The 24,162-nt window shown below is 73.6% G+C and carries 19 protein-coding genes, 1 rRNA gene and 2 pseudogenes; 17 read left to right on the top strand and 5 right to left on the bottom strand.

Translation table 11 applies throughout. From position 1 onward, the window contains the following. The first annotated feature begins 19 nt into the window (after positions 1-19). The 7 genes and pseudogenes from rrf (at position 20) to ABEB13_RS15580 (ending at position 6,535) form a co-directional block, all read left to right on the top strand. Positions 20-135 (top strand): 5S ribosomal RNA (gene rrf, locus ABEB13_RS15610). Positions 136-657: 522 nt separating this feature from the next. Further along, on the top strand, positions 658-1,848 hold the full coding sequence (locus tag ABEB13_RS15605) for a sensor histidine kinase (RefSeq protein ID WP_345706008.1): 1,191 nt from the start codon (positions 658-660) through the stop codon (positions 1,846-1,848). Next, positions 1,800-2,532, top strand: a pseudogene (locus ABEB13_RS15600) (response regulator transcription factor). Before ABEB13_RS15605 ends, ABEB13_RS15600 begins: the two are co-directional and overlap by 49 nt. 78 nt (positions 2,533-2,610) lie before the next feature. Beyond that, positions 2,611-3,726, top strand: coding sequence for a DUF2637 domain-containing protein (locus tag ABEB13_RS40565; RefSeq protein ID WP_425559885.1), 1,116 nt, complete (start codon positions 2,611-2,613; stop codon positions 3,724-3,726). Continuing rightward, on the top strand, positions 3,723-4,202 hold the full coding sequence (locus ABEB13_RS15590; RefSeq protein WP_345706007.1) for a hypothetical protein: 480 nt from the start codon (positions 3,723-3,725) through the stop codon (positions 4,200-4,202). Before ABEB13_RS40565 ends, ABEB13_RS15590 begins: the two co-directional genes overlap by 4 nt. Before the next feature lie 218 nt (positions 4,203-4,420). Continuing rightward, positions 4,421-5,710, top strand: a complete 1,290-nt coding sequence (locus tag ABEB13_RS15585) for a DUF6986 family protein (RefSeq protein WP_345706006.1) — start codon at positions 4,421-4,423, stop codon at positions 5,708-5,710. 174 nt (positions 5,711-5,884) lie between these two features. Beyond that, positions 5,885-6,535 (top strand): YigZ family protein, encoded by a 651-nt coding sequence (locus ABEB13_RS15580; protein ID WP_345706005.1) that lies wholly within the window; start codon positions 5,885-5,887, stop codon positions 6,533-6,535. Positions 6,536-6,806: 271 nt separating this feature from the next. Here ABEB13_RS15580 and ABEB13_RS15575 read toward each other — a convergent pair whose 3' ends face one another. Next, positions 6,807-6,986: a hypothetical protein gene (locus ABEB13_RS15575; RefSeq protein ID WP_345706004.1), complete on the bottom strand. Its 180-nt coding sequence runs from the start codon at positions 6,984-6,986 to the stop codon at positions 6,807-6,809. Positions 6,987-7,351: 365 nt separating this feature from the next. Here ABEB13_RS15575 and ABEB13_RS15570 point away from each other — a divergent pair, with 365 nt between their 5' ends. The 4 genes from ABEB13_RS15570 (at position 7,352) to ABEB13_RS15555 (ending at position 12,518) form a co-directional block, all read left to right on the top strand. After that, a complete protein-coding gene (locus ABEB13_RS15570) occupies positions 7,352-8,653 on the top strand; it encodes a hypothetical protein (protein ID WP_345706003.1) in 1,302 nt (433 codons plus the stop codon). 477 nt (positions 8,654-9,130) lie between these two features. Beyond that, positions 9,131-10,987 (top strand): restriction endonuclease, encoded by a 1,857-nt coding sequence (locus ABEB13_RS15565; RefSeq protein ID WP_345706002.1) that lies wholly within the window; start codon positions 9,131-9,133, stop codon positions 10,985-10,987. Positions 10,988-11,086: 99 nt separating this feature from the next. After that, positions 11,087-11,518: a DUF6278 family protein gene (locus ABEB13_RS15560; RefSeq protein ID WP_345706001.1), complete on the top strand. Its 432-nt coding sequence runs from the start codon at positions 11,087-11,089 to the stop codon at positions 11,516-11,518. A gap of 202 nt (positions 11,519-11,720) precedes the next feature. Beyond that, the gene (locus ABEB13_RS15555; protein WP_345706000.1) at positions 11,721-12,518 is read left to right on the top strand and encodes a ZIP family metal transporter; all 798 of its coding nucleotides are present in this window, start codon (positions 11,721-11,723) and stop codon (positions 12,516-12,518) included. Between the two features lie 108 nt (positions 12,519-12,626). On the opposite strand, the gene ABEB13_RS15550 is transcribed toward ABEB13_RS15555, so the two are convergent. Then, complete coding sequence (locus tag ABEB13_RS15550; protein WP_345705999.1) at positions 12,627-13,535, bottom strand: LysR family transcriptional regulator; 909 nt, start codon at positions 13,533-13,535, stop codon at positions 12,627-12,629. 228 nt (positions 13,536-13,763) lie between these two features. On the opposite strand from ABEB13_RS15550, the gene ABEB13_RS15545 reads away from it, so the two are divergent. Further along, complete coding sequence (locus tag ABEB13_RS15545) at positions 13,764-14,693, top strand: EamA family transporter (RefSeq protein WP_345709681.1); 930 nt, start codon at positions 13,764-13,766, stop codon at positions 14,691-14,693. Here ABEB13_RS15545 and ABEB13_RS15540 read toward each other — a convergent pair. Next, positions 14,596-15,114: a MarR family winged helix-turn-helix transcriptional regulator gene (locus tag ABEB13_RS15540; protein WP_345705998.1), complete on the bottom strand. Its 519-nt coding sequence runs from the start codon at positions 15,112-15,114 to the stop codon at positions 14,596-14,598. The two genes, ABEB13_RS15545 and ABEB13_RS15540, sit on opposite strands and share 98 nt — an antisense overlap. A gap of 290 nt (positions 15,115-15,404) precedes the next feature. Here ABEB13_RS15540 and ABEB13_RS15535 point away from each other — a divergent pair, with 290 nt between their 5' ends. Beyond that, positions 15,405-15,770: a DUF2218 domain-containing protein gene (locus ABEB13_RS15535; RefSeq protein ID WP_345705997.1), complete on the top strand. Its 366-nt coding sequence runs from the start codon at positions 15,405-15,407 to the stop codon at positions 15,768-15,770. A gap of 80 nt (positions 15,771-15,850) precedes the next feature. Here the strand turns inward: ABEB13_RS15535 and ABEB13_RS15530 are convergent, their stop codons facing one another. After that, positions 15,851-16,546 carry a phosphatase PAP2 family protein gene (locus ABEB13_RS15530; RefSeq protein WP_345705996.1) on the bottom strand — a complete coding sequence of 232 codons (696 nt, stop codon included), beginning with the start codon at positions 16,544-16,546 and terminating at the stop codon, positions 15,851-15,853. A 492-nt stretch (positions 16,547-17,038) separates the two neighbouring features. Then, complete coding sequence (gene gabT / locus ABEB13_RS15525; RefSeq protein WP_345705995.1) at positions 17,039-18,400, bottom strand: 4-aminobutyrate--2-oxoglutarate transaminase; 1,362 nt, start codon at positions 18,398-18,400, stop codon at positions 17,039-17,041. Between the two features lie 206 nt (positions 18,401-18,606). On the opposite strand from gabT, the gene ABEB13_RS15520 reads away from it, so the two are divergent. The 4 genes and pseudogenes from ABEB13_RS15520 (at position 18,607) to ABEB13_RS15505 (ending at position 24,066) form a co-directional block, all read left to right on the top strand. Beyond that, positions 18,607-19,359: a hypothetical protein gene (locus tag ABEB13_RS15520; RefSeq protein WP_345705994.1), complete on the top strand. Its 753-nt coding sequence runs from the start codon at positions 18,607-18,609 to the stop codon at positions 19,357-19,359. A gap of 451 nt (positions 19,360-19,810) precedes the next feature. Then, on the top strand, positions 19,811-20,671 hold the full coding sequence (locus tag ABEB13_RS15515; RefSeq protein ID WP_345705993.1) for a hypothetical protein: 861 nt from the start codon (positions 19,811-19,813) through the stop codon (positions 20,669-20,671). Between the two features lie 199 nt (positions 20,672-20,870). After that, positions 20,871-22,435, top strand: a pseudogene (locus ABEB13_RS15510) (PucR family transcriptional regulator). Between the two features lie 188 nt (positions 22,436-22,623). Then, positions 22,624-24,066 (top strand): aldehyde dehydrogenase family protein, encoded by a 1,443-nt coding sequence (locus ABEB13_RS15505; RefSeq protein ID WP_345705992.1) that lies wholly within the window; start codon positions 22,624-22,626, stop codon positions 24,064-24,066. The last annotated feature ends 96 nt before the right edge of the window (positions 24,067-24,162 follow it).

Here is a 24,162-nt window from a genome sequence, read left to right as displayed (position 1 = left end):
GCGGACAGTTTCATAGTGTTTCGGTGGTCATAGCACGAGGGAAACGCCCGGTCACATTCCGAACCCGGAAGCTAAGCCTCGTAGCGCCGATGGTACTGCAGGGGGACCCTGTGGGAGAGTAGGACGCCGCCGAACAATCATTCTGAAAGCCCCTCCAGGCCACGCCTGGAGGGGCTTTCTGCATTCCCGGGCCGGAATCGTCCCGAGGGGCCCCATGGCAGCGGCATTCCGCAGGGTCCGAGTCCTGCGATGGCCGGGCTGGCGGAAGGGTGGTGCTAGGTCCACCCCGAAGACGGGTGACATGGCCAGTGCGGCGGTGGTCGCCGAGCAGCAACACTGAGTTCCGTCGCCCAGCAGCCGCTCACCACGCAGCCGTCAGGAGCCGGACGACACAGGATCCCGAACGTCAGGAGCTGCCGATGACCACCTCCAGCCCCCTCGCACCGAGGTGCGTGACGTATCGGCGCGCCCAGGCCGCCGCGCCGTGCCGGGACGGATCCGAGCCGGCCTTCGGGCTCTGCGGCGCGCGGCGCTGCTTGCCGGTCAGTCGGCCGTCGTCCTGATGCCGCCGTTCATCGCGGCGATGTTCAGCGGGGTCGTGATCACGCGAATGTTCTCGATCGCCGACCTCGGCCCGCTCGGGGGTTCCTCGCTGCCGTGGTCGCGGCTGTGCCGGTGGCCTATTGGTGCTCGCGCCGTGGTGCGGCGTGGACGCGTTCCCACCTCGATGCCTGGTTCGGAATCGTGGTGCGCCCGGCCTACTCGCCCCTGCCCGAGCTGGAGCGGGACGAACGCGGGTACTGGTGGACGGGGTTCTCGTACCACCGAGGGCATGGCACGGCCAGGTTGGCTCGGTTCCTTCACTGGACGGTGCGTGACCCGGAGAGCCGTCGCGACGCGGCCTGGTGGGTTCTCAACCCGTTCTCGCTGCTGTTCTTCGTCGGCCCGGCCGTCGCACTCGTCCTCGGCGGCGTGATCTTCGTGCTGGCGGTCGGCGTCGGGGATTGGGGCCAGGGGATGTTCGGCAGGGCTGCCGCCGGCCTGGCCCTCTCGGGCGGGCTGGGGTGCCTGTCCGTCCTGGTCGGCCTTCTAGTGATGCCGTACGCACTGAGGGCGCATTTCGACCTCGCCTGCCGGATCCTCGCACCCGCGCAGCGTGCCAGCCATGCGCAATTGACCCGCAGGGTCGAACAGCTGACGATCACGCGTGCGGACGCGATCGGCAGCCAGGCGGCCGAGCTCCGCCGGATCGAACGGGATCTGCACGACGGAGCGCAGGCACGGTTGGTGGCGATCGGCATGACGTTGGGCACGATCGAGCATCTGCTGGAGACAGATCAGGACGCGGCGCGCGAGCTGCTCTCGGAGGCTCGGCAGTCGTCGGCCAAGGCACTTCAGGAGCTTCGGGATCTCGTCCGGGGCATTCATCCGCCGGTGCTGGCCGAGCGCGGCCTCGGGGACGCGGTCCGAGCGCTGGCGTTGGACGGATCCCAGCCGACCGAGGTGACGGTGTGCCTGCCCGATCGGCCGGATGCGTCGGTGGAGGCCGCGGTGTACTTCTGCATCAGTGAGTTGCTGGCGAACGCGGCGAAGCACTCCGAAGCGCGGCAGGTCTGGGTGGACATCCTGTTCCGTGCGGGGCGCCTACGGGTCACGGTCACCGACGACGGATGCGGTGGTGCCCGGCTCGGGCACGGCACCGGACTGCGCGGGATCGAGCGGCGGTTGGGTACCTTCGATGGCACCCTCTCGCTCAGCAGTCCGCCGGGCGGGCCGACGACGATCTCCATGGAGCTCCCGTGCGCATTGTCCTCGCAGAGGATCTCTACCTCCTTCGACAAGGCCTGATCAGGCTGCTGGAAGCCCATGGCTTCACCATTGCCGCCGCGGTCGAGACGGGCCCGGAGTTGCTCGAGGCGCTGATGGCGGAGCGTCCGGACGTGGCTGTCGTCGATGTCAGGCTGCCGCCGACCCTCACCGACGAAGGGCTGCAGGCCGCGTTGGCGGCCCGCCGGCGAATCCCGGGGCTCCCGGTGCTGGTCCTCTCGCAGCATGTTCAGCAGCTCTATGCACGAGAGTTGCTGGCCGACGGTTCGGGGGCGTCGGGTATCTGTTGAAGGACAGGGTCTTCAACGCCGAGCAGTTCGTGGATGCGATTCGGCGGGTGGCCGCTGGTGGCACGGCGATGGATCCGGATGTGATCGCCAAGCTGATGGAGAGCCGCGCGGGTTCCGCCCCGCTGCAGCGTTTGTCCCCCGGGAACGGGAGGTGCTGGAGCTGATGGCCGAGGGGTGTTCCAACTCCGCCATCGCCGGTCGACTGGTCGTCAGCGACGGCGCGGTTGCCAAACACATTGCCAATATCTTCACGAAGTTGGAGCTGGCGCCGGCCGATGACGCCAATCGCCGGGTGCTGGCGGTGTTGGCCCATCTCAATGGGGGCCGGAACGCGAGGCAGCGACCGGGCGGGCGGGATGATGAAACGCGTGTACGAGTAGTATCCGGTGGGCCGAGACGGTCCACAGCGCGGTGATCCCGTGTTCGACCGAGGGTGGATCCGGCAGCAACGGTCGCTTACGGCAGCAGCCGAGTCCCAGGGGTTGATCTACTAATGGCACGTCCATCCCTCACCCGCGCCCACCGGGCCTTGCTCGGCGTGGTGGCTGCTGGTGCCTGTCTCATCTCCGGCATCGGTTTCGCCGGTTCGTACAACGCTGTGCGCGAGCTGGCGATGGCGAAGGGGTTCGGAGCCTTCTCCTACGCCTTCCCGGTCGGCGTCGACGCGGGCATCGTCGTCCTGCTCTCGCTGGACCTGGTCCTGACCTGGCTCCGGATACCCTTTCCCCTGCTCCGGCAGACGGCCTGGCTGCTGACCGCGGCGACGATTGCGTTCAACGCGGCAGCCTCCTGGGGCGATGCCCTGGGCATGGCCATGCACGCGGTCATCCCGGTCCTGTTCGTCGTGGTGGTGGAGGCCTCCCGGCACGCGGTCGGCCGGATCGCGGCCATCACTGCCGACCGGCACATGGAGTCCGTCCGGCTGATGCGCTGGCTCCTCTCCCCGGTGCCGACGTTCCGGCTCTGGCGCCGGATGAAGTTGTGGGAGCTCCGCTCGTACGACGAGACGGTGCGGTTGGAGCAGAACCGGCTGGTCTACCGGGCGCAGTTGCGCTTCCGGTACGGCCGCGGGTGGCGCCGTTCGGCGCCGTTCCAGGCTCTGCTGCCGCTGAAGCTGGCCAAGTACGGCGTTCCGCTGGACCCGAGCATCCTGGACCGGATCGACGGTCCGATCGAGGCGGCAAAGGTCGAGTCGGGCACGGCGGTGTCCCAGGTGTCGGCCGCGGTTGCGGTGCCGACGCTGGCGAAGCTGGCCGCCGTCCGTCTCCGGGACGCCCAGGAGCCGGCCCACGACGAGGCCGTCGGCGCCGAGCGGGAAGCTGCCGAGCTCAACGTCTGGATGACGCGGGCCGTCCGCAGTTACTCCCAGCAGGCCGACGACGGCGAGGTGCAGCAGGGGCGGCTCCCGGGGCAGATGTCGCCCTGGTTCAAGCCGCCGCGGGCGGTCGGTGTCCCGCCGCAGGCCGCCCCGGCGGCGCGGCAGGTCCGTCCGCCCCAGTCGCAGTCCCAGGCTGCTCAGGTTCAGGCCCAGGAGCAGGCGGCCGGGGGCAGCCGCAGCGCGGCCGCCCGGTGCCGGCCCAGGCCGCGATGTCGGTGCAGCAGGGTGTGACGTATCAGAGCCCGGGCCGGATCGGCCCGCGTCCGATCCGGCTGGAGCAGACCGTCCAGGCGGAGCCCGAGCAGGATGCCTACCGTGAGCGGGTGGCGGCGATGGCGGGTCGTGGGGCGAACGGCTCCGCGGCGGAGCAGTCGGTGCCGTTCGAGGCGTTGGAGGCCGAGTTCGAGGGCGAGTTCGAGGACGGCTTCGGGTCGTCGGTGCGGGGTGGGCAGGAGGACGCCGGCGAGTCCGTCGGCCGCGGCCGGCTCTCCGGCCCGGCGGCGCTCGACGCCGACCTCTGCTTCGACGCCTTGCTCGCCTTCATCGACTCCTACGGCGTGCAGCCCGACCGTCAGCACTTCGCCGACTACCTCACCCAGGAGGTGGGCATGAACGGCTCGCGTCCGGACGGTTCGGTCGCTGCTGGTGACCTGGAGAAGATCTGGACGGATCTGCAGCAGCGCTACATGACCTCCGGCCGGGAATGAGCGCGCTGCCGGCTCTGTCCGTCCAGCGCGTCCGGCCCTCCGGCCCGTAAAGCCCTCCAGCCGTCCAACCCGTCAGGCTCCTCCGCCATGTCCGGCCCTTCGGGAGTCCGGCTGGCGGGCCGCCGTTGACGTTCCGGCGGTACTGACACTACCTTCACATCAACAATTTGTTGAAGCGCCGTGGCGGTGTCGCCGCGACGCGGCCCGGAGGAGTGCGAATGGCGCAGGTCGAGCTGGACGGTAACAGGCCAGGGCGCGGGGCGTCGTTCTCCTCCGCGGCCCTGGCTGCGGTCGATGCACTGCTGGCACCGGTCGACGCCGACCTCGCGCGCCGCTACCCGGGCGACCCCGGGACGCGTCAGCCGGTGCACACGGTCTACGTGCCGGCGGACGCCTTCGCTGCGGACACCGTCCAGGAGTGGGGCCGCAAGGCGCTGGAGGCCTTCGACACCCACGCCGGCACGCCGGAGCAGTTGGCCTCGGCGCTCGGGGTCCCGGCCGACGGCCTCCTCGCCGACGTGCACGCCCGGGTCCGGGCCAAGCTGCTCAGCGAACCGGTCGAGGACCTGCGGATCGATTTCGAGGACGGCTACGGGCCCCGCCCGGACACCGAGGAGGACGCGGCCGCAGTGCGGGCCGCGCAGCTGGTTGCGGCGGCCGTGGCCGACGGCACCGCTCCGCCGTACATCGGCATCCGGATCAAGTGCATGGAGGCCGCGGTACGTGCGCGCGGGATCCGCACCCTGGAGCTGTTCCTGGGTTCCCTGCTGAACGAGGGCCCCCTCCCCGACGGCCTGGTGCTCACCCTTCCGAAGGTCAGCTACGCCGAGCAGGTCACCGCTCTGGTCCGGCTGCTGGACGACTTCGAGCAGCGCGCGGGTCTGCCGGTCGGCCGGATCGGTTTCGAGATCCAGATCGAGACCACCCAGGCGATCCTCGGAGCGGACGGCCGCGCCACGGTGGCCCGCATGATCGAGGCCGCCGAGGGACGGGCCACCGGCCTGCACTACGGTACTTTCGACTACAGCGCCGCCTGCGGCGTCAGCGCCGCCTACCAGAGCATGGACCATCCGGTGGCCGACCACGCGAAGGCCGTGATGCAGGTCGCCGCAGCGGGCACGGGGGTGCGGCTGTCGGACGGTTCCACGAACGTCATCCCGACCGGTTCCACCGAGCAGGTGCACGCGGCCTGGCGGCTGCACCACGGTCTGGTCCGCCGCTCCCTGGCGCGGGCGTACTACCAGGGCTGGGACATGCACCCCGCTCACCTGCCGACCCGGTATGCGGCCGTCTACGCGTTCTACCGTGAGGGCTTGGAGGCCGCCGCAGCCCGCCTCGCCGCCTATGTGGCCAAGGCAGGCGGCGACGTGATGGACGAGCCGGCGACCGCGCGGGCGCTGAGCGGCTACCTCCTGCGAGGCCTCGACTGCGGAGCGGTCGATCCCGTCGAGGTCACCGCGCTGACCGGCCTCGACCGGGAGCGGCTGAACGAGCTCGCCGGCCGCTGACGGCGGCGGTCGGCCCGGGCCGTCGGCGGCCCGCCCGCCACGGGTTAGGCTGGCGAGGTCGGCAGGGCATCACCGATGCCGACCGTGCCAGGCTCTCGGGCGGGTGCGGGTGCCGACGGACCCGGCTGCCCCGGCGTCCTCCACCGCCAGCCAGTCCGGAGAGACCGCCGCACCATGCCGGAGCCGACCCCGAAGCGCTACTTGACCGTCCGAGCCGGTGCGCGCCACGAGACCGAGGTCAAGAAGTCGCGCTTCATCTGCAGCCTGGCCAGGGTCGCCGACGAGGACGAGGCGCAGGAGTTCATCGCTGCGGTCCGCAAGGAGTACTGGGACGCCCGCCACAACTGCACCGCCTTCGTGGTCGGCGAGGACCAGCGGAGGGAGCGGTCCAGTGACGACGGGGAGCCGAGCGGCACCGCGGGCGTGCCGATGCTGGAGGTGCTGCGCCGCCGGGGCATCACCGACACGGTCGCAGTCGTCACCCGGTACTTCGGCGGGATCAAGCTGGGGGCGGGCGGTCTGGTGCGCGCCTACGGCAGCGCGGTCTCGGAGGCGCTGGACACGGTGGGGCTGCTGGAGCGCCGGCCGGTCGCCCTGTTCTCCGTCCCGGCGGACCACGTGCGGGCCGGGAGGCTGGAGAACGACCTCCGTGCCGCCGGCTACGAGGTCCGGGACCTGGCGTACGAGGCCACCGGTGTGCGGATCGAAGTCGGCATCCCCGAGGCCGGTGTGACGGAGTTTCACGCCTGGCTGGCGGAGGCGACAGGAGGGGCCGTCGAGGCGGTCCCGGCGGGGTGGAGCCACCGCGAGGTGCCCGTCGAGTAACACTCGAACGAATTAACCATGCCCGGAGTTGGAACTTCAGCTCCGGGCAGCAGCGTTTCATGCACAAGGACGTCGAGCCGTACAGATCGGCCGATGCCGGACAACCCGCCCATCGATGGAGGACCCCAGACCCACCACCGCACCACGGGAGGTAGCGCGCATGACTTCCGAATACGCCCCGATGCCCGGCCGATCAGCCGATTCCCCGGGTCTGCAGGCGCCGTCCGACTCGCGCCCGCACGCGACTCCATATCGGATGACGGTCAGTACCTCACTGGGCTTCGACGATGCCGTCGCCCTTGTCGACCAGGTGCTGGCCGCCTGGCTGAAGCAGGAGGGGCACGACGAGCCCCCGCCCGCGGGGCCCGGCCCCGGTGCCGAGCGTCTCAGACTCGGTGACCGAGTGCTCCTCGACCGCGATACTGGCCCACTCCCGTTCCCCGTTCCTCATCCCGATGCCCGTACGTCGACCAGGGCGAAGCAGCACCGCCCGCCCGCACCGACGCCTCCCGATTCTGCCGAGCCCCCGAGCTCCCCAAGTCCTCCCAGTCCTCCGTGTCCTCCGACCGGCCGGCCTCGGCGCGGGTGGCGGGTCCGACCACGGTGCCGGACGCCAGGTACGCCCGCCGCAGGGTGCGTATCCCGGTCCCGCACGGCACTCAGCAGCTCACCGTCACTCTGGCCACTGCCCCTGCCGTCACCCCTGCCCCCTCCCGAGATGCGGTCCCTCGCTCGGGCCCGCTCGGAGGCCGCGTCCATCTGCGGCTGGAGGGCGAGTACCTCGCCGCGGGGCCCTCGGTCCGCACGGCAGGCCGCGTGCCCGTGCCCGAGATCGTCCACCGGCTGCTGCCCCTGCTGGACGCCACCGACGGACCGTGCGAGGTGGGGGCCGGTCCCCGGGTCGTCACGCCGGACGGCGTCGACGGCCTCATCGACGAACTCTGCGACCCCGAGCGCCGGCTGGCGGCGGTCGTCGTGAGCGTGCCCTCCGCCGTCCCGCTCGACGACTGGATCTCCGACCAGGTCCGGCCGCTGCTCCGGCAGGTCACCGGCCTGGCCTCGGTGCATGTGCTCAGTCCCACCGCGCTGCCGCTGTTCAACGTGGCGATGGAGTACCACAAGGTGTACGGAGGGGCGGTGCGCACGTATCTGCCCGAGGTGGACCCGGCCTCGCGGGCGGACGCCGCACGTCACCAGGTCCTCGCGCGTCACCGGATGGAGGAGGACGGCCGCCGCGCCGCCGCACTGCTCGCGCGGGAGCCCCGGTTGCTCGCCGCCGACCGGGTGCCGCCGCCGCCCCTGGCCGCGGTGCCGGATCTGGTCCTTCCGCCGGAGGCCCGCCGCCCCGCCCGTGCCGAGCGCGCACCGGAGGTGCGGGGCCCCGACGTCCGCCGGTCCGATGCTCAGCGCCGCGCAGGGCAGCGCACCTCCCGGTCCGGTGGGCGGCTCTGCACGGGTCTTGCAGTCCCCGCGCACCTGACATCCGGGGCGCCGACATCCGGGTTGTCGGCGGCCGGGGTCCGCGCCGAGCACCCGGCGCGGCCGGAGCCGCTGCCGGGTGCGGCGGAGATGACCGCGCCCGCCGAGGCGGAGTTCGCGCGGCTGGCTGCGCTGCACGCCGACAAGTACGCCGTACCGGACAGTTTCGGCGAGTTGGTGGGCAGGTTCGCCGAGTTCCCGCTCCTGCAGTTCACGGGCGATGAGAAGGAGACGCTCGCCCTCGACGACCGGCCCGACGGTTCGGGCTGGGCCAGGCTCACCTGGGACGGCCTGACGGCACTTCAGGAGTACGCGGCGGCAGCCGTCCGGGGCCAGGCCGGCGGCGACTTCAAGCAGTGGTGCGAACACACACCGCCCGGATGCCACCACTTCCCGCCCCGCAAGGCGGTCCGCTGGGAGTCCCGTACGGTCGAGAGCCACACCAAGTGGAAGCGCGAGCGGATGCTGCCGGTGCCGCCGAGCGTCGACTCCTCGCGTCGGGCGTTCATGGGGGCCCATCTCCGGATCGGCGGCGGCTCCACCGCACCTCGGCTGCACTACCTGGACGACTGCTCCGGCAGCGGTCGGATCTACGTCGGTTACATCGGCCATCACCTGACCAACACACGCACCAACTGACGGGCCGACGGCCGGTCCGGCCCGGTGGCCGGTACCGGACGAGGAGGAGGAAGCAGCGGTCACCAACTCGTGAGCTTGGCTGACCGGCGCATCCGAACGGTGGACAATGCTGCGCAGGGGCCGTGGCCGAGCGGCCCCTGCGAGCGCCTGCGCGCGGACCGGTCCACAAGGTGCCCGGGACGTCAGCCCGCTCGCTGCAGGCATGGTGACCTACTGGGGGATCGACCGCTGATGCAGCACTCATCCGACAGCCGGCCGGACGGTGCAGCGTCGGCGCTTCCATCGGACGTCCCCTCACCCGGGCGGCGATTCCCTGCACCGGCCTCCACCGCCGCAGCCGGCACCACGGGCACTGCATCCGTCGGTCCTGCGCCCATCGGTCCTGCGCCCATCGGTCCTGCGCCCATCGGTCCTGCGCCCATCGGTCCTGCTCTCATCGGTCATGCACGCACCGGTCCTGCCGCCCCCGGTGCGGTCATGGCCTCCGACGCCGCCGCGGTGCCGGGAGCGCCGGGAGGTTCGGCGCCCTCGGCTGCGGGGTCCTCGGCTTCGGGGGCGGCAGAGCCGGAGCCCCCGCAGCCGGGGTTCCTGGCAGCGGTCTTCCGTGATCTCGGTGCCGAGATTCCCGAGCAGTTCGCCGGCCCGGACGCACCGTCGCCGCATCGGCCCGCCCGGGAGGCCCGCTCCGGTCGCCCGGCCCCGGCCCCCGACGACAGCGCCCCGCACCCTCATGACCGGCCGCACCAGCAGGGCCGACAGGACGCGGAGCAGCAGGACGGGGAGGAGGACGAGATCGCCGCCCACGGCCGTGCGGCTGCCCTCGCCCACCATCGGACGATGACCGTCCGGGCCGAGCACGACCGCCTCGCCGACCTGCTGCGCCGGGCGGCCCTTCCGGTCTCCGCCATGGACTTCGAGAGCCAGCTGCGCCGCTACGAGCCACGCCCCTTCCCCGCCGACACGGACGCACCGGCCGCGGACGCCGAGCCGCGTTGGGCCGACTACGCTCCGGTCGACCCGGTGCCGGCCACGCCCGACGAGCCGCCGTCCCGCCGGTTGCTCGACTCCTCCTACCAGCGCGAACTGGCCCAGGCCCGGCTCCGCCACCAGCGGGCCCTGCGGGAGTGGCGGGCCGGGCGGGCGGAGAGCGTCACGCCCGGACTCCGGTCCGCCCGGCAGGCCCACGAACAGGCCGAGCAACTGCGTGCCACTGCGGTCCACGAGTACAACCAGAGCCTGGAGGAGTGTCGGCGCGCCTACCGGAAGGCAGAGCCGGCCGCGGTGGAGTCCCTGTTGGAGCGTGCCCTCGCCGCCGCCGAGGGCGCCACCCAGGACCTGCCGGCGCCGTGCCGGGCCCTTTTCCGGCCGCTGACCAGTACGGCCCTGCTGGACCTCGACCTGCCCTCGCCCGACCTCGTTCCCTCGCTCGCCGGCTACCGCCTCGCTGCCGAGGGAGCTGTCGAGCCCGTCCCCCGCCCGCAGTCCGACCGCTCCTCGGACTACCTGCGGCTGGTGGCCAGGCTCGCCCTGCGCGCCCTCCAGGCTGCCGACGCCGTCGACACCGACGGGATCCTCGCCGGAGTCGTCCTGAACGGGTGGCTGCGCCGGCCCGGTGCCGAACCGCTCTGCCTGCTCAGCGTGGACGCGGACCGCGACGCGCTCGCCCGCACCCGCCTGCTGCCTGCGGATCCCGCCGGGCACGCCGATCCCGCCCGACAGGCAGACCCGTCCGAGGCCGTTGCCCATGCCCGCACGGCCAGTGCCCGCACGTCCGGTGCCCTGCCGGTTCACGACGACGAACCGGCCGACGGTGTCTACAGCGACGCCGAGCACGACGAGGCCCTCGTCCGGCTGCGCGAACTGGCGGCGGTGGTCACGCCGGACCCGTACGGCCCGGTTCCCGTGAGGCCGAACGGCACGGCCTCCGCGGCCGTGCCTTCCACGGGGGAGCTCTCGTCCAACGAGTTCGCCGTGCTGGTCCGTGAGCTGCTCACCCGGGGAGGTCTCGGGGCCTGGAGTGTGCGGCTGCGCGGGCCGGGCGGGCTGGTCGCCACGGCGGAGGGGGCAGCGCACAGCGCACTGCCGGGCCGGTGGGTGGTGTGGGCGTCCCGTGGCGCCGATCCGGTCGCGGCCGAGGAACTGCGGACGCTGGCGGAGGCCGTCCGCGAGGAGGGCGCCGAGCGCGGGCTCCGGCTGACCACCGGCGGATTCGAGGAGGCCGCCCTGGACTTGGCTGCGGAGGAGGGCTACCGCCGGATTCACCTGATCGACGGGGCCGGCGTCCAGGAGCTCTCCCACACCCATTTGGGCATGCCGCTGGCGACGAACGGCTGACGGACCACTCCCGGCCCCTGTGCCGTCATCCGATCCGGTCGGGCGTCGGCGGCGCCTGCTGAGGGGGCCGTCCGGGCGCAGCCCTGTCAGGCTGGGGGCATGGGTTTCGGGTTCATGGACCGGTTGCGGGCTCGTCAGGGCCATCGGCGCGCGAGCGCCGCATCGCAGCCGGACGAGCCGTCGATGGCCGAGATGTTCGCCGAGTGCGGGCTGCTGCGCGAGTTGGCCGAGGCGGCGGACGTCCGGCTGGACGACGGGGTGGCGTCGCTGACCGCGCTCGACCAGATGCTCCCGCGTTGGCGTGACGATCCGGAGGTCTCGGAGTGGTTGGGCAACGACGCCGGCCTGTACCTCGGGACGGTGCTGCACCGCACCGTCCCGGGGGCGGCCTGGAAACTCGACCGGCAGAGCCGCCCCCGGCTGGTCCTGCCGAACGGATACGAGGTCGACGTCACGGCCGTCGGCCACGGCTGGGCGGAGCAGGGCTCGCCCCAGCTCGCGATGGCTTACCTGGTCGCCACGGACGGCTGACCTCGCCCCCTGCCGTCAAGGCCACCGCCGTCGAGGCCCCCTCCGTCAAGGGCACCGCCGTCCGGGCCGGCGCCCTTGAGGCCACCTTCGCCAAGGCCACCGCAGCACCCGGGCAGCAGCACGGGCCGTCCGGGCCGTCCGGGCCGTCCAGGTCGGCCCGGGCCGTGGGGCAGCGTGGCGGCGCGATACCGGGGGCTGCCCGATGACCGCGATCCTGGTGGCCGCCGGGGCCTTCCTGATGACCCTGGTGGGCGGCTGGGTCGCCCAGCGCACCGGCGACCGCCGCCATCTCGTGCTCGGCTTCGCGGCCGGTCTGATGCTCGGCGTGGTCGCCTTCGACCTTTTGCCGGAGGCGGTGCGGGCCGCACCGGAGGAGGTCAACGGCGTACCGGAGGCCCTGCTCATGTTCGCCGCGGGGTTCCTGACCATCCACATCATCGAGCGGGCGGTCGCGATCCACCGCAGTCACGAGGACGAGTACGCCGCGCACACGCACGGCCACGAGCGGCACGGCCACGGCCACGGGCACGGTCACAGCCACCGCGCGCCGGACCGTTCCGGTCGGCAGGGTGTCGGCCTGGCCGCCGCCGGGGCGCTGGTCGGCCACAGCCTGATGGACGGCTTCGCGATCGGTGCGGCTTTCCAGGCGGGCACCACCGTCGGCACGGTGGTGGCGATCGCGGTGGTCGCGCACGACTTCGCCGACGGCTTCAACACGTACACGATCACCCGGATGTACGGGAACGACCGCCGCCGGGCGATCGGGTTGCTCGCGGCGGACGCGATCGCGCCGGTGACCGGTGCGGCGATCACCCTGCTCTTCACGATCCCGGAGCATCTGCTGGGGCTCTACCTGGGCTTCTTCGCCGGGTTCCTGCTCTACCTGGCGACCTCGGACATCCTCCCGGAGGCCCACAGCCCGCACCCCTCGCGCACCACGCTGTTCTGCACGCTGCTCGGGGTCGGCTTCATGTGGCTGGTGATCGGCCTCGCCGACTGACCCGGGCCGCAGTGCGCGGCCCGCCCCACCCAACCTGGCCCCGCCCCGCCCCGATCCACCGCGACCCCGTCCCGGCCCGCGCAGCCGGTCGCACCGCCGCAGTGCGGTTCAGCCCGGGGAGATCGTCCGCCACTGCTCCCGCATGGCCCGCAGGGCTGCCGTGATGGCCGGGCGCCGGGAGGCCTGGGTACGCCAGAGCGCGTACACCCGCCGCGTGGGTTCCGGGAGGACGGGCCTGGCCACGACGGCGGGTGGGAGGGGGCCGCGGCCGAGCCGGGGCACCAGTCCGACTCCGAGACCGGTGGCGATCAGCGCGATCTGGGTCTCGAACTCGCCGACCTGGTAGAGGACGTCCGGCTCCTCGCCGGCCTCGCGCAGGGTGGCCACCAGCCAGTCGTGGCAGATGTTGCCCGGCGGCACGCTGATCCAGCGCTGGCCGAGCAGCCGGGCCACCGGGACGGTCGCGAGATCGGCGAGCGGACTGTCCGCGGGCACCAGCAGGTCCACCGGGTCGAGGCCGAGATCGAGGCGCGCGAGGCCGTCCTGGACGGGCAGCGGGACGGTGGGCCAGTCCTGGACGAGGGCGAGGTCGACCTCGCCACGGGCGACGAGTTCGGCGGCGAGGTACGGATCGGACTCCAGCAGCCGGACGTCCAGCTCCGGGCAGCTCTCCCGCAGGTCGGCCAGCACACCCGGCATCAGCCCGCGCGCCCCGGTCGCGAACGACGCGATCAGCAGCCGTCCGACGGGCTGGCCGCGCCGCTCCTCCAGGGTGACCTCGGCCTGCTCGACGAGGGACAGCAGCTGCTGCGTCGTGTCGGCGAGCCGGACCGCCGCGTCGGTCAGCACCACGCCGCGGCCCTGCCGTTCGAGCAGGACGGTGCGGGTCTCCCGTTCGAGTTTGGTGATCTGCTGGGAGATCGCCGAGGGGGTGAAGCCGAGGGCCGTGGCGGCGCCGCCGACCGAGCCGTGCACCGCGACGGCGTGCAGCGCGCGGAGCCTGCCGAGATCCAACATGGCTCGATGATAAAGCAGTACTGAACGATTCGGTTCAGGATTCATCGCTGGTGCTACATACTCGCCGCCCGCCAAGCTCGGAGCATGTCAGCCACCGCACCCCTGCCACCCTCCGCCCGCACCGCCCGCACCGCCCGAACCCGCACGGGCCCAGCCGCCCCCGGCCCGACCGTCCCCGGCTCGACGGCCGCCCCTGGGGCCGCCTCCGGGGTCGCCTCGGCGGCGGCGATGGCGCCGCGGCACATGGCACTGGCCGTTCTGGTGGCCGCCGTCTGGGGCCTGAACTTCGTGCTGATCCACGTCGGCCTGGAGAACTTCCCACCGCTGCTGTTCTGCGCCCTGCGGTTCGCCGTGGTCGCGGTGCCCGCCGTCTTCCTGGTCGGGCCGCCGCGGGTCGCCTGGCGCTGGGTGCTGTTGGTGGGTTGCACGCTGGGCGTGGTCAAGTTCGGGCTGCTCTTCCTGGGCATGCACGCCGGGATGCCGGCCGGGCTCTCCTCGCTCGTGCTGCAGAGCCAGGCGCTGTTCACGGCGGTGTTCGCCGCCGTCATGCTGGGCGAGCGGCCCGGCGGGCGGCGGGCCGCCGGTCTGGCCGTCGCCTTCGCGGGCATCGTCCTCGCCGCCGTCGACAACGGCCCGCGCGGCCCGGCGGGTGCTTTCGCGCTGGTGATCGCGGCCGCGGCGTTCTGGGGCCTGTCGAACGTGCTCACCCGCCGGGCGTCCCCGCCGGACGCACTGCGCTGGATGGTCTGGGTGAGCGCCGTCCCGCCGCTGCCGCTGCTCGCGCTGTCGTTGCTGGTGGAGGGGCCCGCGGCGGACCTGCGGGCGCTCGCCGGGATCGGTCCGGCCGGCATCGGCGCCATCGTCTACGTCGGACTGCTGTCGACGCTCTTCGGCTTCGTCGCCTGGAGCTTCCTGCTGCGCACCTACGACGCGTCGGCGGTCGCCCCGTACTCGCTGCTGGTGCCGGTGTTCGGGATGTCCTCCGCCTGGCTGCTGCTCGGGGAGCGGTTCACCCCGGCGGCCGCGGTCGCTGCGGTGCTGGTGATCGCGGGGATCGGGCTCACGGCGCTGCGGCCGTCCCGGCGGGCGGCGCGGCCTCGTACGCGGCCTCGGCCGTCCGCAGTGCCCGCAGCAGCACGTCCTGGTCGCCCGGAGTGAGCGGGCCGAAGTAGGCCTGGGCCACCTCGTGGCGGACCTGCCCGATCCGCTCCAGGGCGCCGCGGCCGGCTTCGGTCAGCACGACCCGGACAGCCCGGCGGTCCACCGGGTCCGGGGTCCGGGCGACCAGGCCGGCCTCCTCCAAGGCGTCGACCACGGTCGTCGCCGACCGCGGGGCGATGTGCAGCCGGTCGGCGAGTTCGCTCAGCCGCATCGACCCGTATCCGGCGGAGCCGGGGAGGTCCGCGTCCGCCCGGCCGGGGCAGTCCGGGCGCGCGAGGGTGCGCAGGGCTCGTGCCTGGGAGGGGGTGATGCCGAGCGGTTCCAGTCGGCGGGCGGTCTGCCGCCTGATCCGCTTCATCGCCCGGGTCAGCGCGTCGGCGAGCTCCGCGGCGGTGTCGGCGGTCGACGGGGTGGTCATCGCAGCTCTCCCGGTTGGGACGGCCCCGGCCCGGGCCGGGGGAGTGGAGCCAGGGTATCGGGGTGCCCCGGTCGCCATTCGGTAACTTGTTGAGTCTGGCTCACTATCCGGGTTACCGTACCGGTGTCGACCGCAGCCCGGCGAGGCGCGCCGTTCCCGTGCGCCCGGCCGCCCCACGACGTCCCGCGACGCCCCATGACGTCCCGCGACGCCGTACGACGTCCCGTGACGCCGCCCGGAATCGCGGGCCGCCGGGTGCCCGGGCTGCCCCATGTCCCCCTGGAGGGCCCATGTCCCGCTCCGAAGCACGTGTCGCCACCGACCGCCCCGGCCGCTACGGCAAGCAGCTGGCCGCCCATCTCGGGCGGAGGGTGCAGGCCGAGTGGTCCGAGGAGACCGGCCGCGGCACGGTCGTGTTCCCCTTCGGCACGGCCATGCTCGACGCCGAGCCCGGCACGCTCCTCCTCGCGGTCGAGGGCGACGCCGAGCAGCTGGCCGCCCTTGAGGACGTCGTGGGCCGCCACCTGGTCCGCTTCGGCAGCCGGGATGAGCTGGTGGTCGCGTGGCAGCGCGACAACGGTGAGCCCGGTCTCGTGCACCGCAACGACACGGCCGACGAGGACCACGGCGCCGCGGACCACAGCGGCGCGGAGTAGGGCGGGAACGGACGCGGTGCGGGTCGGCACAGCCGGTTCGCACCGGTTCGCACCGGTTCGCACCGGTCATCGGTCCGCAGTCACGCCCCGCCCGGGCCTCGCCCGTCCTGGGAAGGGTCCTCGGCGCGTTCCTGGAAACCGTCCTGGAAACGGTCCTGGAAACGGTCCTGGAATCGCACCAGGAACCACAGCAGGACGCCGGCCAGGCACCAGCTCGCCACCACGTCCAGCAGCCAGTGGTAGTCGGACCACACCAGTCCCAGCCCGACGCCCAGGCAGAGCAGCGCGGTCGCCCCGTACAGCCGCTGCCGTGCCGTGCTGCTGCCGAGGGTGGGGCCGAGCAGCAGCGCCGCCGCGCCGTAGGCGATCGACGAGGTCGCGGTGTGCCCGGACGGGTACCAGCCCCACTGGTCCGGGGCGAGCGGCAGGCCGTACGGGCCGGGCCTGGCGAACCAGGACTTGGCGGGGACGACCAGCAGCGGGATCAGCAGGGCGGTCACGCCGGCGGTCGGCAGCGGCAGCCACCAGCGGCCGGCGCCCGCCCGCCTGCGCCGCTGCGCCGCGAGCGCCGCCGCGAGCAGCAGGACGGGGACGGCCGGGACACCCCCGCCGAGATCGGAGAGCGCGGCGCCGAGGTGGTTCAACAGGGTGCTGTCCAGCAGGTGGTGCAGCTCCCGGACGCCGTGCCGGGTGCCGGTGTCGAGGGCGAGCAGTGGCCCGTCCACCGCGACCTGCCAGGAGACGAGGGCGAACACCACGGCCAGCGCGAGCGGCACCGCAGGGTGCCGGAGGACGAGCTGAAGCCGCCCCGGAGCAGGGGGAGAGCTCCGGGGCGGCCGAGGTGATCGCCGCTCCGCGCGGCCCGGGGGTGTGGACCGGGCGGTCGGTCGATCGGTCTGGAGGTTCGGCCGCCCACACAGGGGAGGCCGGAGACGTCGCAATGGGTTGCGGCTCGCTGTCCATCTGTCATGACAGTACGTCAAAGGGGTTTCCGGGCGACACGACTCGCCTCGTTTCGCACAGCATCTTCACCACCGGGAGGGCAACCTCCACGACGTCCCGGGAGTCTCCGTACCTCGGCCGTCACCGCCCCCTCCGCAGCTCCCTGGGCACCTCCTTCGGCACGCGCCCACCGCCCCTGTCACCGCTTCCGCCCCGAGGCGTTCCGCCGGGCGCCCGCACGACGGAGCGGCCCGGTCCCTCGGGGAGTCCGAGGGGCCGGGCCGCTCTCGACGGGGCAGTCGGTTGCTGTCCACCGCCCCCGTCCGTCAGGCGCCGGCGAAGGCGCTCTCGATGATGTCCAGACCCTCGACGAGGAGGTGCTCCGGCATCACCAGCGGCGGCAGGAAGCGCAGCACGTTGCCGTAGGTGCCGGCGGTCAGCACGACCAGGCCCTCCGCGTGGCAGGCCTTGGCCACGGCGGCGGTGATCTCCGGGTTGGGCTCCTTGGTGCCCGACTTGACCAGCTCGACGGCGATCATCGCGCCGCGGCCGCGGATCTCGCCGATCACGTCGAACTTCTCCTGCATCGCGGCCAGGCGGCCCAGCATGACCTCGCCGATCCGCTGCGCCTTGGCGTTGAGGTCCAGCTCCTTCATGGTCTGGATCGAGCCGAGCGCGGCGGCGCAGGCCACCGGGTTGCCGCCATAGGTGCCGCCGAGGCCGCCGGCGTGCGCGGCGTCCATGATCTCGGCGCGGCCGGTGACGGCGGCCAGCGGCAGGCCGCCGGCGATGCCCTTGGCGGTGGTGATGAGGTCGGGGACGACGCCCTCGTCCTCGCAGGCGAACCACTGGCCGGTGCGGCAGAAGCCGGTCTGGATCTCGTCGGCGACGAAGACGATGCCGTTGGCCTTCGCGTACTCGACGATCGCCGGGAGGAAGCCCTTGGCCGGCTCGATGAAGCCGCCCTCGCCCTGGATCGGCTCGATGATGATCGCGGCGACGTTCTCGGCGCCGATCTGCTTGTTGATCATGTCGATCGCCTGGGCGGCGGCCTCGGCGGCGCAGTTCTCGGCGCCGGTCAGCCAGCGGTAGGGGTACGCCACCGGCACGCGGTAGATCTCCGGCGCGAACGGCCCGAAGCCCTGCTTGTACGGCATGTTCTTCGCCGTCAGGCCCATGGTGAGGTTGGTGCGGCCGTGGTAGCCGTGGTCGAACACCACGACGGCGGTGCGCTTGGTGTACGCGCGGGCGATCTTCACCGCGTTCTCGACGGCCTCGGCGCCGGAGTTGAACAGCGCGGTGCGCTTGTCGTGGTCGCCCGGGGTCAGCTCGTTCAGCTGCTCGGCCACGGCCACGTAGCCCTCGTACGGCGTCACCATGAAACAGGTGTGCGTGAAGGCGGCGAGCTGCTCGGACGCCTTGGCGACGACCGCCTCGGCGCTGTTGCCGACGTTGGTCACGGCGATGCCGGAGCCGAAGTCGATCAGGCTGTTGCCGTCCACGTCCTCCAGCACGCCGCCGCCTGCGCGGGAGACGTACACGGGGAGGGTGGTGCCGACACCGGCGGCCACCGCGCCGAGCTTGCGGGCCTGCAGCGCCTGCGACTTCGGGCCGGGGATCGCAGTGACCAGGCGGCGCTCCTGCGGGAGGGGGTTGCGGCGCTCATGTGCGGGTTCTCCAAATCTCAAGGCGCGATCCTCGAAGGCTACGACCGGGCGGCGGGCCCGGGCATGCGCCACTCGGTAGCAGTGCGTCGTCCGAATTGTCCGGCGCGGCCAGCGCACGGAGATCGGCGACCGGGCGCCGTCGCTCCACTACATTGAGCGCGGGCGTGTCGCCGGGCCGGTGGCATGGGTATGGCAATGCCGGTGGTGGGAGAGGGAGCGGGGCCGGGATGGGACTGGACGGCACACAGGGGCGGCAGACCGAACAGACCCGGCGGGCGGTGGGGCTCCCGCCGCAGCGGGCCCTGCCCTTCGACCTCGCCGCCTGGGCGGCCGAACCCCGCCCGGAGGCCGCGCCCGGCGTCTTCCGCCTCGGCCACACCCCGGGGGACCCGCAACGGGCCGAGGACGCCGCCGTCCCGGCCGGGCCGCTGCTGCTGCGCGCCGCACTGAACCTCGTGGTGGCCTGCATCGTCTTCCTCTACGGCCGCGAGCTGTGCCTGTGGGCGCTGCGCCAGCTCGGCGTCGGCGCCGGCCTCGGCAGCGGCCAGCGCGACCTGGTGGCACTGGCGGTGAACGTCGTGGTGCTCGTCGCCGTGGTCCGCTTCTTCGGACGGATGGGGCGCTGGACGGAGGTGTTCCGCCGCTACGTCCGGCCGGTGCTCGCCCGCACGGTCACCCACGAGGCCCCGGCCGCCGAGCAGGAGAGCGCCGAAGCGCCGGGGACGACCGGCCGGTCCGGCCCGGCCGACCCCTGGCAGGACGTGCGCGCCGCGGCCCCGCCGCGGCCCACCGGCTCGACGCGGAGCCGGTCGGCGACGTCGACTACGTACGGATCCGCCGCGCCTGGGAGACGGTGCTCGCCGAACCCGACCTGCTGCCCGCCTTCGCCGAGCAGGTGGACGCGCGCGGCGCGGCCGCCTGCTCCCACCCGTCCGAGGCCCGCGACCTGCCGGGCCGCACCGCCCGGCACGACCTGCTGACCCGCCAGGTCCGCCTCGGCACCGCCCAGGACGTCGTCAAGAACCCGGAGACGCACCGCAGCGCCGGATTCGCCCTCGACCCGGACCTGCTCGGCACCTCGCTGCTCGCGGTCGGCCCCGCGGGCACCGGCAAGACCGCCCGGCTGGCCCGCCCGGTCGCCGAGGCGCTCTGCCTCCAGGCACTGTCCGGGGCCGCGTGCGCGGTGGTCATCGGCGCCGCGGAGGCCGACCTGGGCCCGGACGCCTGGTACGACGTGGTGATCGCCCCGGGCGACCCGGCCTCCCCGTACGGCCTGGACCTGTACGGCGCCGCGGCCGACCCGGAGGAGGCGTCCGCCCGGCTCGCCGACGCCCTGCTGCCGGAGGAGCTCGCCGCGCGCGCCGAGACCTCCCGCACCGCCCTCCAGCAGGTCGTCGGCCCGTTCCATGCCGCCTACGGCCGCTACCCGGGGTGCGCGAGCTGCGCGCCCTGCTCGCCGGCGACGCCGACGCGGCCGCCACTCTCCGCAAGGCGCTCCGGGCCTCCGGCGCACCGGCCGGCCACGAGGCCGACCTGCTGCACCGCGAGCGGCAGCACGGCCGGGCCGACGACCCCGGCACGCTGCTCGCTGACCGGCTGGCGCTGCTCGACCGGCCGGTGTTCGCGGGCTGCTTCGCGGACGGTCCCGGCGCCCGCCCGGCGTTCGCCATGCGGGCGCTGGACCACCCGCTGCGGGTCCGGATCAAGCTGCCGGAGCGCAGCCACCCGGAGGTCGCCCGGATGCTGTCGCGGCTGGTGGTGGCGCAGTTCGTGCAGGCGGCCGGGGCGCGCGAGGAGCGATCGCTGTTCGCCGGTCTCGTGGTGGACGACGCCTCGGCGGCCGTCGACGCGCGGACGGTGCGCGGCCTGCAGCGGATGCGCGGGGCCAACGCCGGGGCCCTGCTGGTGCTGCGCACCCTGGTCGACCTGCCGGAGGCGCTGCGGGCCCCGCTGTTCGGGGCGGTCGGCTGCCGGATGGCCTTCCCCGGGATTGCCCCCTGGGACGGCCGGCTGTTCTCCGAGGCCTGGGGCACGCACCTGGTCACCGAGACCGCGGTCACGCACACCCCGGACACCTCGGGCGGCGTCGTCCGCAAGACCGGGCGGGCCGCCCGCAAGGCGCTGTCCGGGACGACCCCGCAGACCGAGAGCGTCACCACCCGGGACGTCGAACGGCACCGCTGGTCGCCGTCCGACCTGGCGCACGCGCTGCCCAGCGGGCACGCGGTGATCTCGCTGACCACCGTCGCCGGCGACCAGGTCCCGCCCGTCCTGGTGGACCTCCGGGACTGACCGGGAACGGCCGCGGGGACGGCCGCCGGGACGAGCGGGGCGCCGGCCCCGCGGCCGGCCGGAGCGCGGGTCGGCCCCGGACTCCGCGGCGGAGGATTCGGTGCAGTGGCTTGTCCGAGCCGTACATAATGGTGACAAGCCCCCGTATCCCTCACTCGCCGGGTCGCAACGGAGCGACCGACGAACCAGCGAAGGTGCCATGCCCCCCACACTCGCCTCCGTCGTCCGCAACACCGCGCTCCACGTCACCGTGCTGGCGGGTGCGGACCACCTGGAGCGGCCGGTCCGCTGGGTGCACACCAGCGAACTCGACGACCCGACCCCTTCCTCGAGGGCGGCGAGCTTCTCCTGACCACCGGCATCAAGCTCGGCAAGAGCGCCGCCCGCCTCCAGGCGTACGTGCACCGGCTGGCCGACGCGGGCGTGGTCGGCCTCGGCCTGGGCGTCGGACTGTCGCACACCGAGGTGCCGCAGGCCTTGGTCGACGCGGCCGCCCAGCGCGGCCTCCCGCTGCTGCGGGTGCCGGAGGCCACCCCGTTCATCGCGATCTCCAAGACGGTCTCGGCCGCCCTGGCCGCCGAGCAGTACGAGGCGGTCACCACCAGTTTCGAGGCGCAGGAGGAGCTGACCCGGGCCGCGCTCGGCAAGGACGGCACCACCGCGATCGTCCGCCGGCTCGCCGTCCGCCTCGGCGGCTGGGCGGCGCTGTACGACGGTTCCGGGGCGCTCTCCGCGGTCGCTCCCGACTGGGCCGCCCGCCGGGCCGGCCGGCTCGCCGCCGAGGTCGACCGGCTGCGCCGCCGCCCGGCCCCGTCCAGCGCCGCGCTCCAGGGCCGCTCCCCGGGCATCGACACCGCCGACGAGGACTACGTGGTCGTCCAGTCGCTGGGCGCCGACCGCCGCCCGCGGGGCTTCCTGGCGGTGGGCACCGAGGACCGGATCACCCCCACCGAGCGGTACGTGCTGAACGCGGCCGTCGCGCTGCTGACGCTCACCCTGGAGCGCTCCCGCGAGCTGCGGCAGGCCGAGGAGCGGATGGGCGCCGCCCTGCTGCACATGGTGCTGGCGGGCGAGGTCGCCACCGCGCGGCAGGTCTCCGCGGGCCTGTTCGGCGGCCTGCCGGAGGGCACCACCCGGGTGCTGGTGGCCGGCGCGGGCTCCGGACCGGAGGCCGCCGAGGCGCTCGGTGAGCTCGGTGACCGGGCCGAGCAGGCCGGCGGCCGGGTCGGCGAGCGGCTGCTGGTCTCCCGCGAGGACGGCCCGCACGGGCCCCGGCTGCTGGTGCTCGCCGTGGACAACGGTTCCGCGCACCGGGCCTGCCTCGGCGCGGTCGAGGAGCACGAGGGGCTGGCGCTCGGCGTGTCCGCCCCCACCACCCTGGAGGAGGCCGGCACGGCGTACGCGCAGGCCGAACGGGCGCTCGCGGTGGCCCTGCGGGGCGGCCGCCGGTCGGTGGACCACGAGGAGGTTGGCGCCGGATCGCTGCTGCCGCTGCTGGGCGAGGAGGCCGTCACCGCGTTCGCCGAGGGGCTGCTGCGCCCGCTGCGCGAGCACGACCGCACGGCCCGCGGCGACCTGGTCGCGAGCCTGCGCGCGTGGCTGTCCCGGCACGGCCAGTGGGACGCGGCCGCCGCCGACCTCGGCGTGCACCGGCACACCCTGCGGTACCGGATGCGGCGGGTCGAGGAGCTGCTGGGCCGCTCGCTCGACGACACCGACGTCCGGATGGAGCTCTGGCTCGCGCTGCGCGCCGGCGAGGAGTAGCCGCGCCGCCGTTCCGGTGGCGGCGCCGTCCCGCTCGCCCGACGGTCGCCCGGTCGCCCGGTCCGCCAGTCGCCGCTCTGGAGCGGTCGTCCGGCCGACCACTCCAGACTGTCCAATCCGGTTGCCCTCCCGCCCGTCCTACCGTGGGCGGCGGGTATCCACCATTCGAGGAAAGGGCCGGTGCGACCGTGACCACCACCCATGAGTTCTGGCTGGCCGGCCGTCCGGCGAGCGGCGACGCGGAGTTCGAGGTCCGCCACTCGTTCGACGGCAGCCTGGTCGGCAAGGTCAGCGTCCCGACCGACGCGCAGGTCGAGGAGGCGGTCGCCGCCGCTGCCGCCGCGGCGCCGGTCTTCGCCGCGACCCCCGCGCACGTCCGCGCCGCCGCCCTGGACCACGTCTCCAAGCGGCTCGCCGAGCGCGCCGAGGAGATCGCCCGGCTGATCACCGCCGAGAACGGCAAGCCGATCAAGTGGGCCCGCGGCGAGGTCGGCCGGGCCGTCTCGGTGTTCCGCTGGGCGGCCGAGGAGGCCCGCCGTACCAACGGCGAGACCATGCGCCTGGACACCGACCCGGGCGGCACCGGCCGCTTCGCGGTGGTGCGCCGCTTCCCGAAGGGTGTCGTGCTCGGCATCGCGCCGTTCAACTTCCCGCTGAACCTGGTTGCCCACAAGGTCGCCCCGGCGATCGCCGTCGGCGCCCCGATCATCCTCAAGCCGGCCCCGGCCACGCCGCTCTCGGCGCTGGTGCTCGGTGAGATCCTGGCCGAGACCGACCTGCCGGCCGGCTCCTGGAGCGTCCTGCCGGTGCCGAACGAGAAGATGCCGGCGCTCGTGCAGGACAAGCGCCTGCCGGTCATCTCCTTCACCGGTTCCGACAAGGTCGGCTACCAGATCATGGACTCGGTGCCGCGCAAGCACGTCACCCTGGAGCTCGGCGGCAACGCCGCCGCCGTGGTGCTTGCCGACTGGTCCTCGGAGGCCGACCTCGACTGGGCCGCGACCCGGATCGCGATGTTCTCCAACTACCAGGGCGGCCAGTCCTGCATCTCGGTGCAGCGGGTGATCGCCGACGCCTCCGTCTACGACGCGCTGGTGGAGCGGATCGTCGCCAAGGTGCAGGCCCAGGTCACCGGCGACCCGTCGGACGACGCCGTCGACGTCGGCCCGCTGGTCGACGAGAACGCCGCCAAGCGCGTCGAGTCCTGGGTGGAGGACGCCGTCGCCAAGGGCGCCAAGGTGCTGACCGGCGGCACCCGCGAGGGCGCGACCTACGCGCCGACCGTGGTCGCCGACCTGCCCGCCGACGCGATCCTCGCCACCGCCGAGGTGTTCGGCCCGGTCCTGTCGCTGCACAAGGTGGACTCCACCGACGAGGCGTTCGCCGCGGTCAACGACTCGGCGTTCGGCCTGCAGGCCGGTGTCTTCACCCGCGACGTGCAGTCCGCCTTCCGCGCCCACCGCGAGCTGGAGGTCGGCGGCGTGATCATCGGCGACGCGCCGTCCTACCGCGCCGACCAGATGCCCTACGGCGGCGTCAAGGACTCCGGTGTCGGCCGCGAGGGCGTCAAATACGCCATGGCCGACTTCACCTTCGAGAAGGTGCTGGTCCTCACCGGTCTCGACCTCTGAGCCAGTTCCCCGACGCCCCGTCACCGCTCGCCGGTGGCGGGGCGTCGGCCTGCCTTGACACCCCCGGGGCGAGGGCGTAGTCCGGGAGGGGAGGAA

The organism is Kitasatospora paranensis, assembly GCF_039544005.1.
Classification (GTDB): Bacteria; Actinomycetota; Actinomycetes; order Streptomycetales; family Streptomycetaceae; genus Kitasatospora; species Kitasatospora paranensis.
This window is presented reverse-complemented; position numbering and strand designations above follow the sequence as displayed.

Coding starts and splice junctions, on each gene's coding strand:
- ABEB13_RS40565 (WP_425559885.1), top strand. CDS start 2,611: ATGGCACGTCCATCCCTCACCCGCGCCCACCGGGCCTTGCTCGGCGTG.
- ABEB13_RS15585 (WP_345706006.1), top strand. CDS start 4,421: ATGGCGCAGGTCGAGCTGGACGGTAACAGGCCAGGGCGCGGGGCGTCG.
- ABEB13_RS15580 (WP_345706005.1), top strand. CDS start 5,885: ATGCCGGAGCCGACCCCGAAGCGCTACTTGACCGTCCGAGCCGGTGCG.
- ABEB13_RS15575 (WP_345706004.1), bottom strand. CDS start 6,986: ATGAGGAACGGGGAACGGGAGTGGGCCAGTATCGCGGTCGAGGAGCAC.
- ABEB13_RS15565 (WP_345706002.1), top strand. CDS start 9,131: ATGGCCTCCGACGCCGCCGCGGTGCCGGGAGCGCCGGGAGGTTCGGCG.
- ABEB13_RS15560 (WP_345706001.1), top strand. CDS start 11,087: ATGGGTTTCGGGTTCATGGACCGGTTGCGGGCTCGTCAGGGCCATCGG.
- ABEB13_RS15555 (WP_345706000.1), top strand. CDS start 11,721: ATGACCGCGATCCTGGTGGCCGCCGGGGCCTTCCTGATGACCCTGGTG.
- ABEB13_RS15550 (WP_345705999.1), bottom strand. CDS start 13,535: ATGTTGGATCTCGGCAGGCTCCGCGCGCTGCACGCCGTCGCGGTGCAC.
- ABEB13_RS15545 (WP_345709681.1), top strand. CDS start 13,764: ATGGCGCCGCGGCACATGGCACTGGCCGTTCTGGTGGCCGCCGTCTGG.
- ABEB13_RS15540 (WP_345705998.1), bottom strand. CDS start 15,114: ATGACCACCCCGTCGACCGCCGACACCGCCGCGGAGCTCGCCGACGCG.
- ABEB13_RS15535 (WP_345705997.1), top strand. CDS start 15,405: ATGTCCCGCTCCGAAGCACGTGTCGCCACCGACCGCCCCGGCCGCTAC.
- ABEB13_RS15520 (WP_345705994.1), top strand. CDS start 18,607: ATGGGACTGGACGGCACACAGGGGCGGCAGACCGAACAGACCCGGCGG.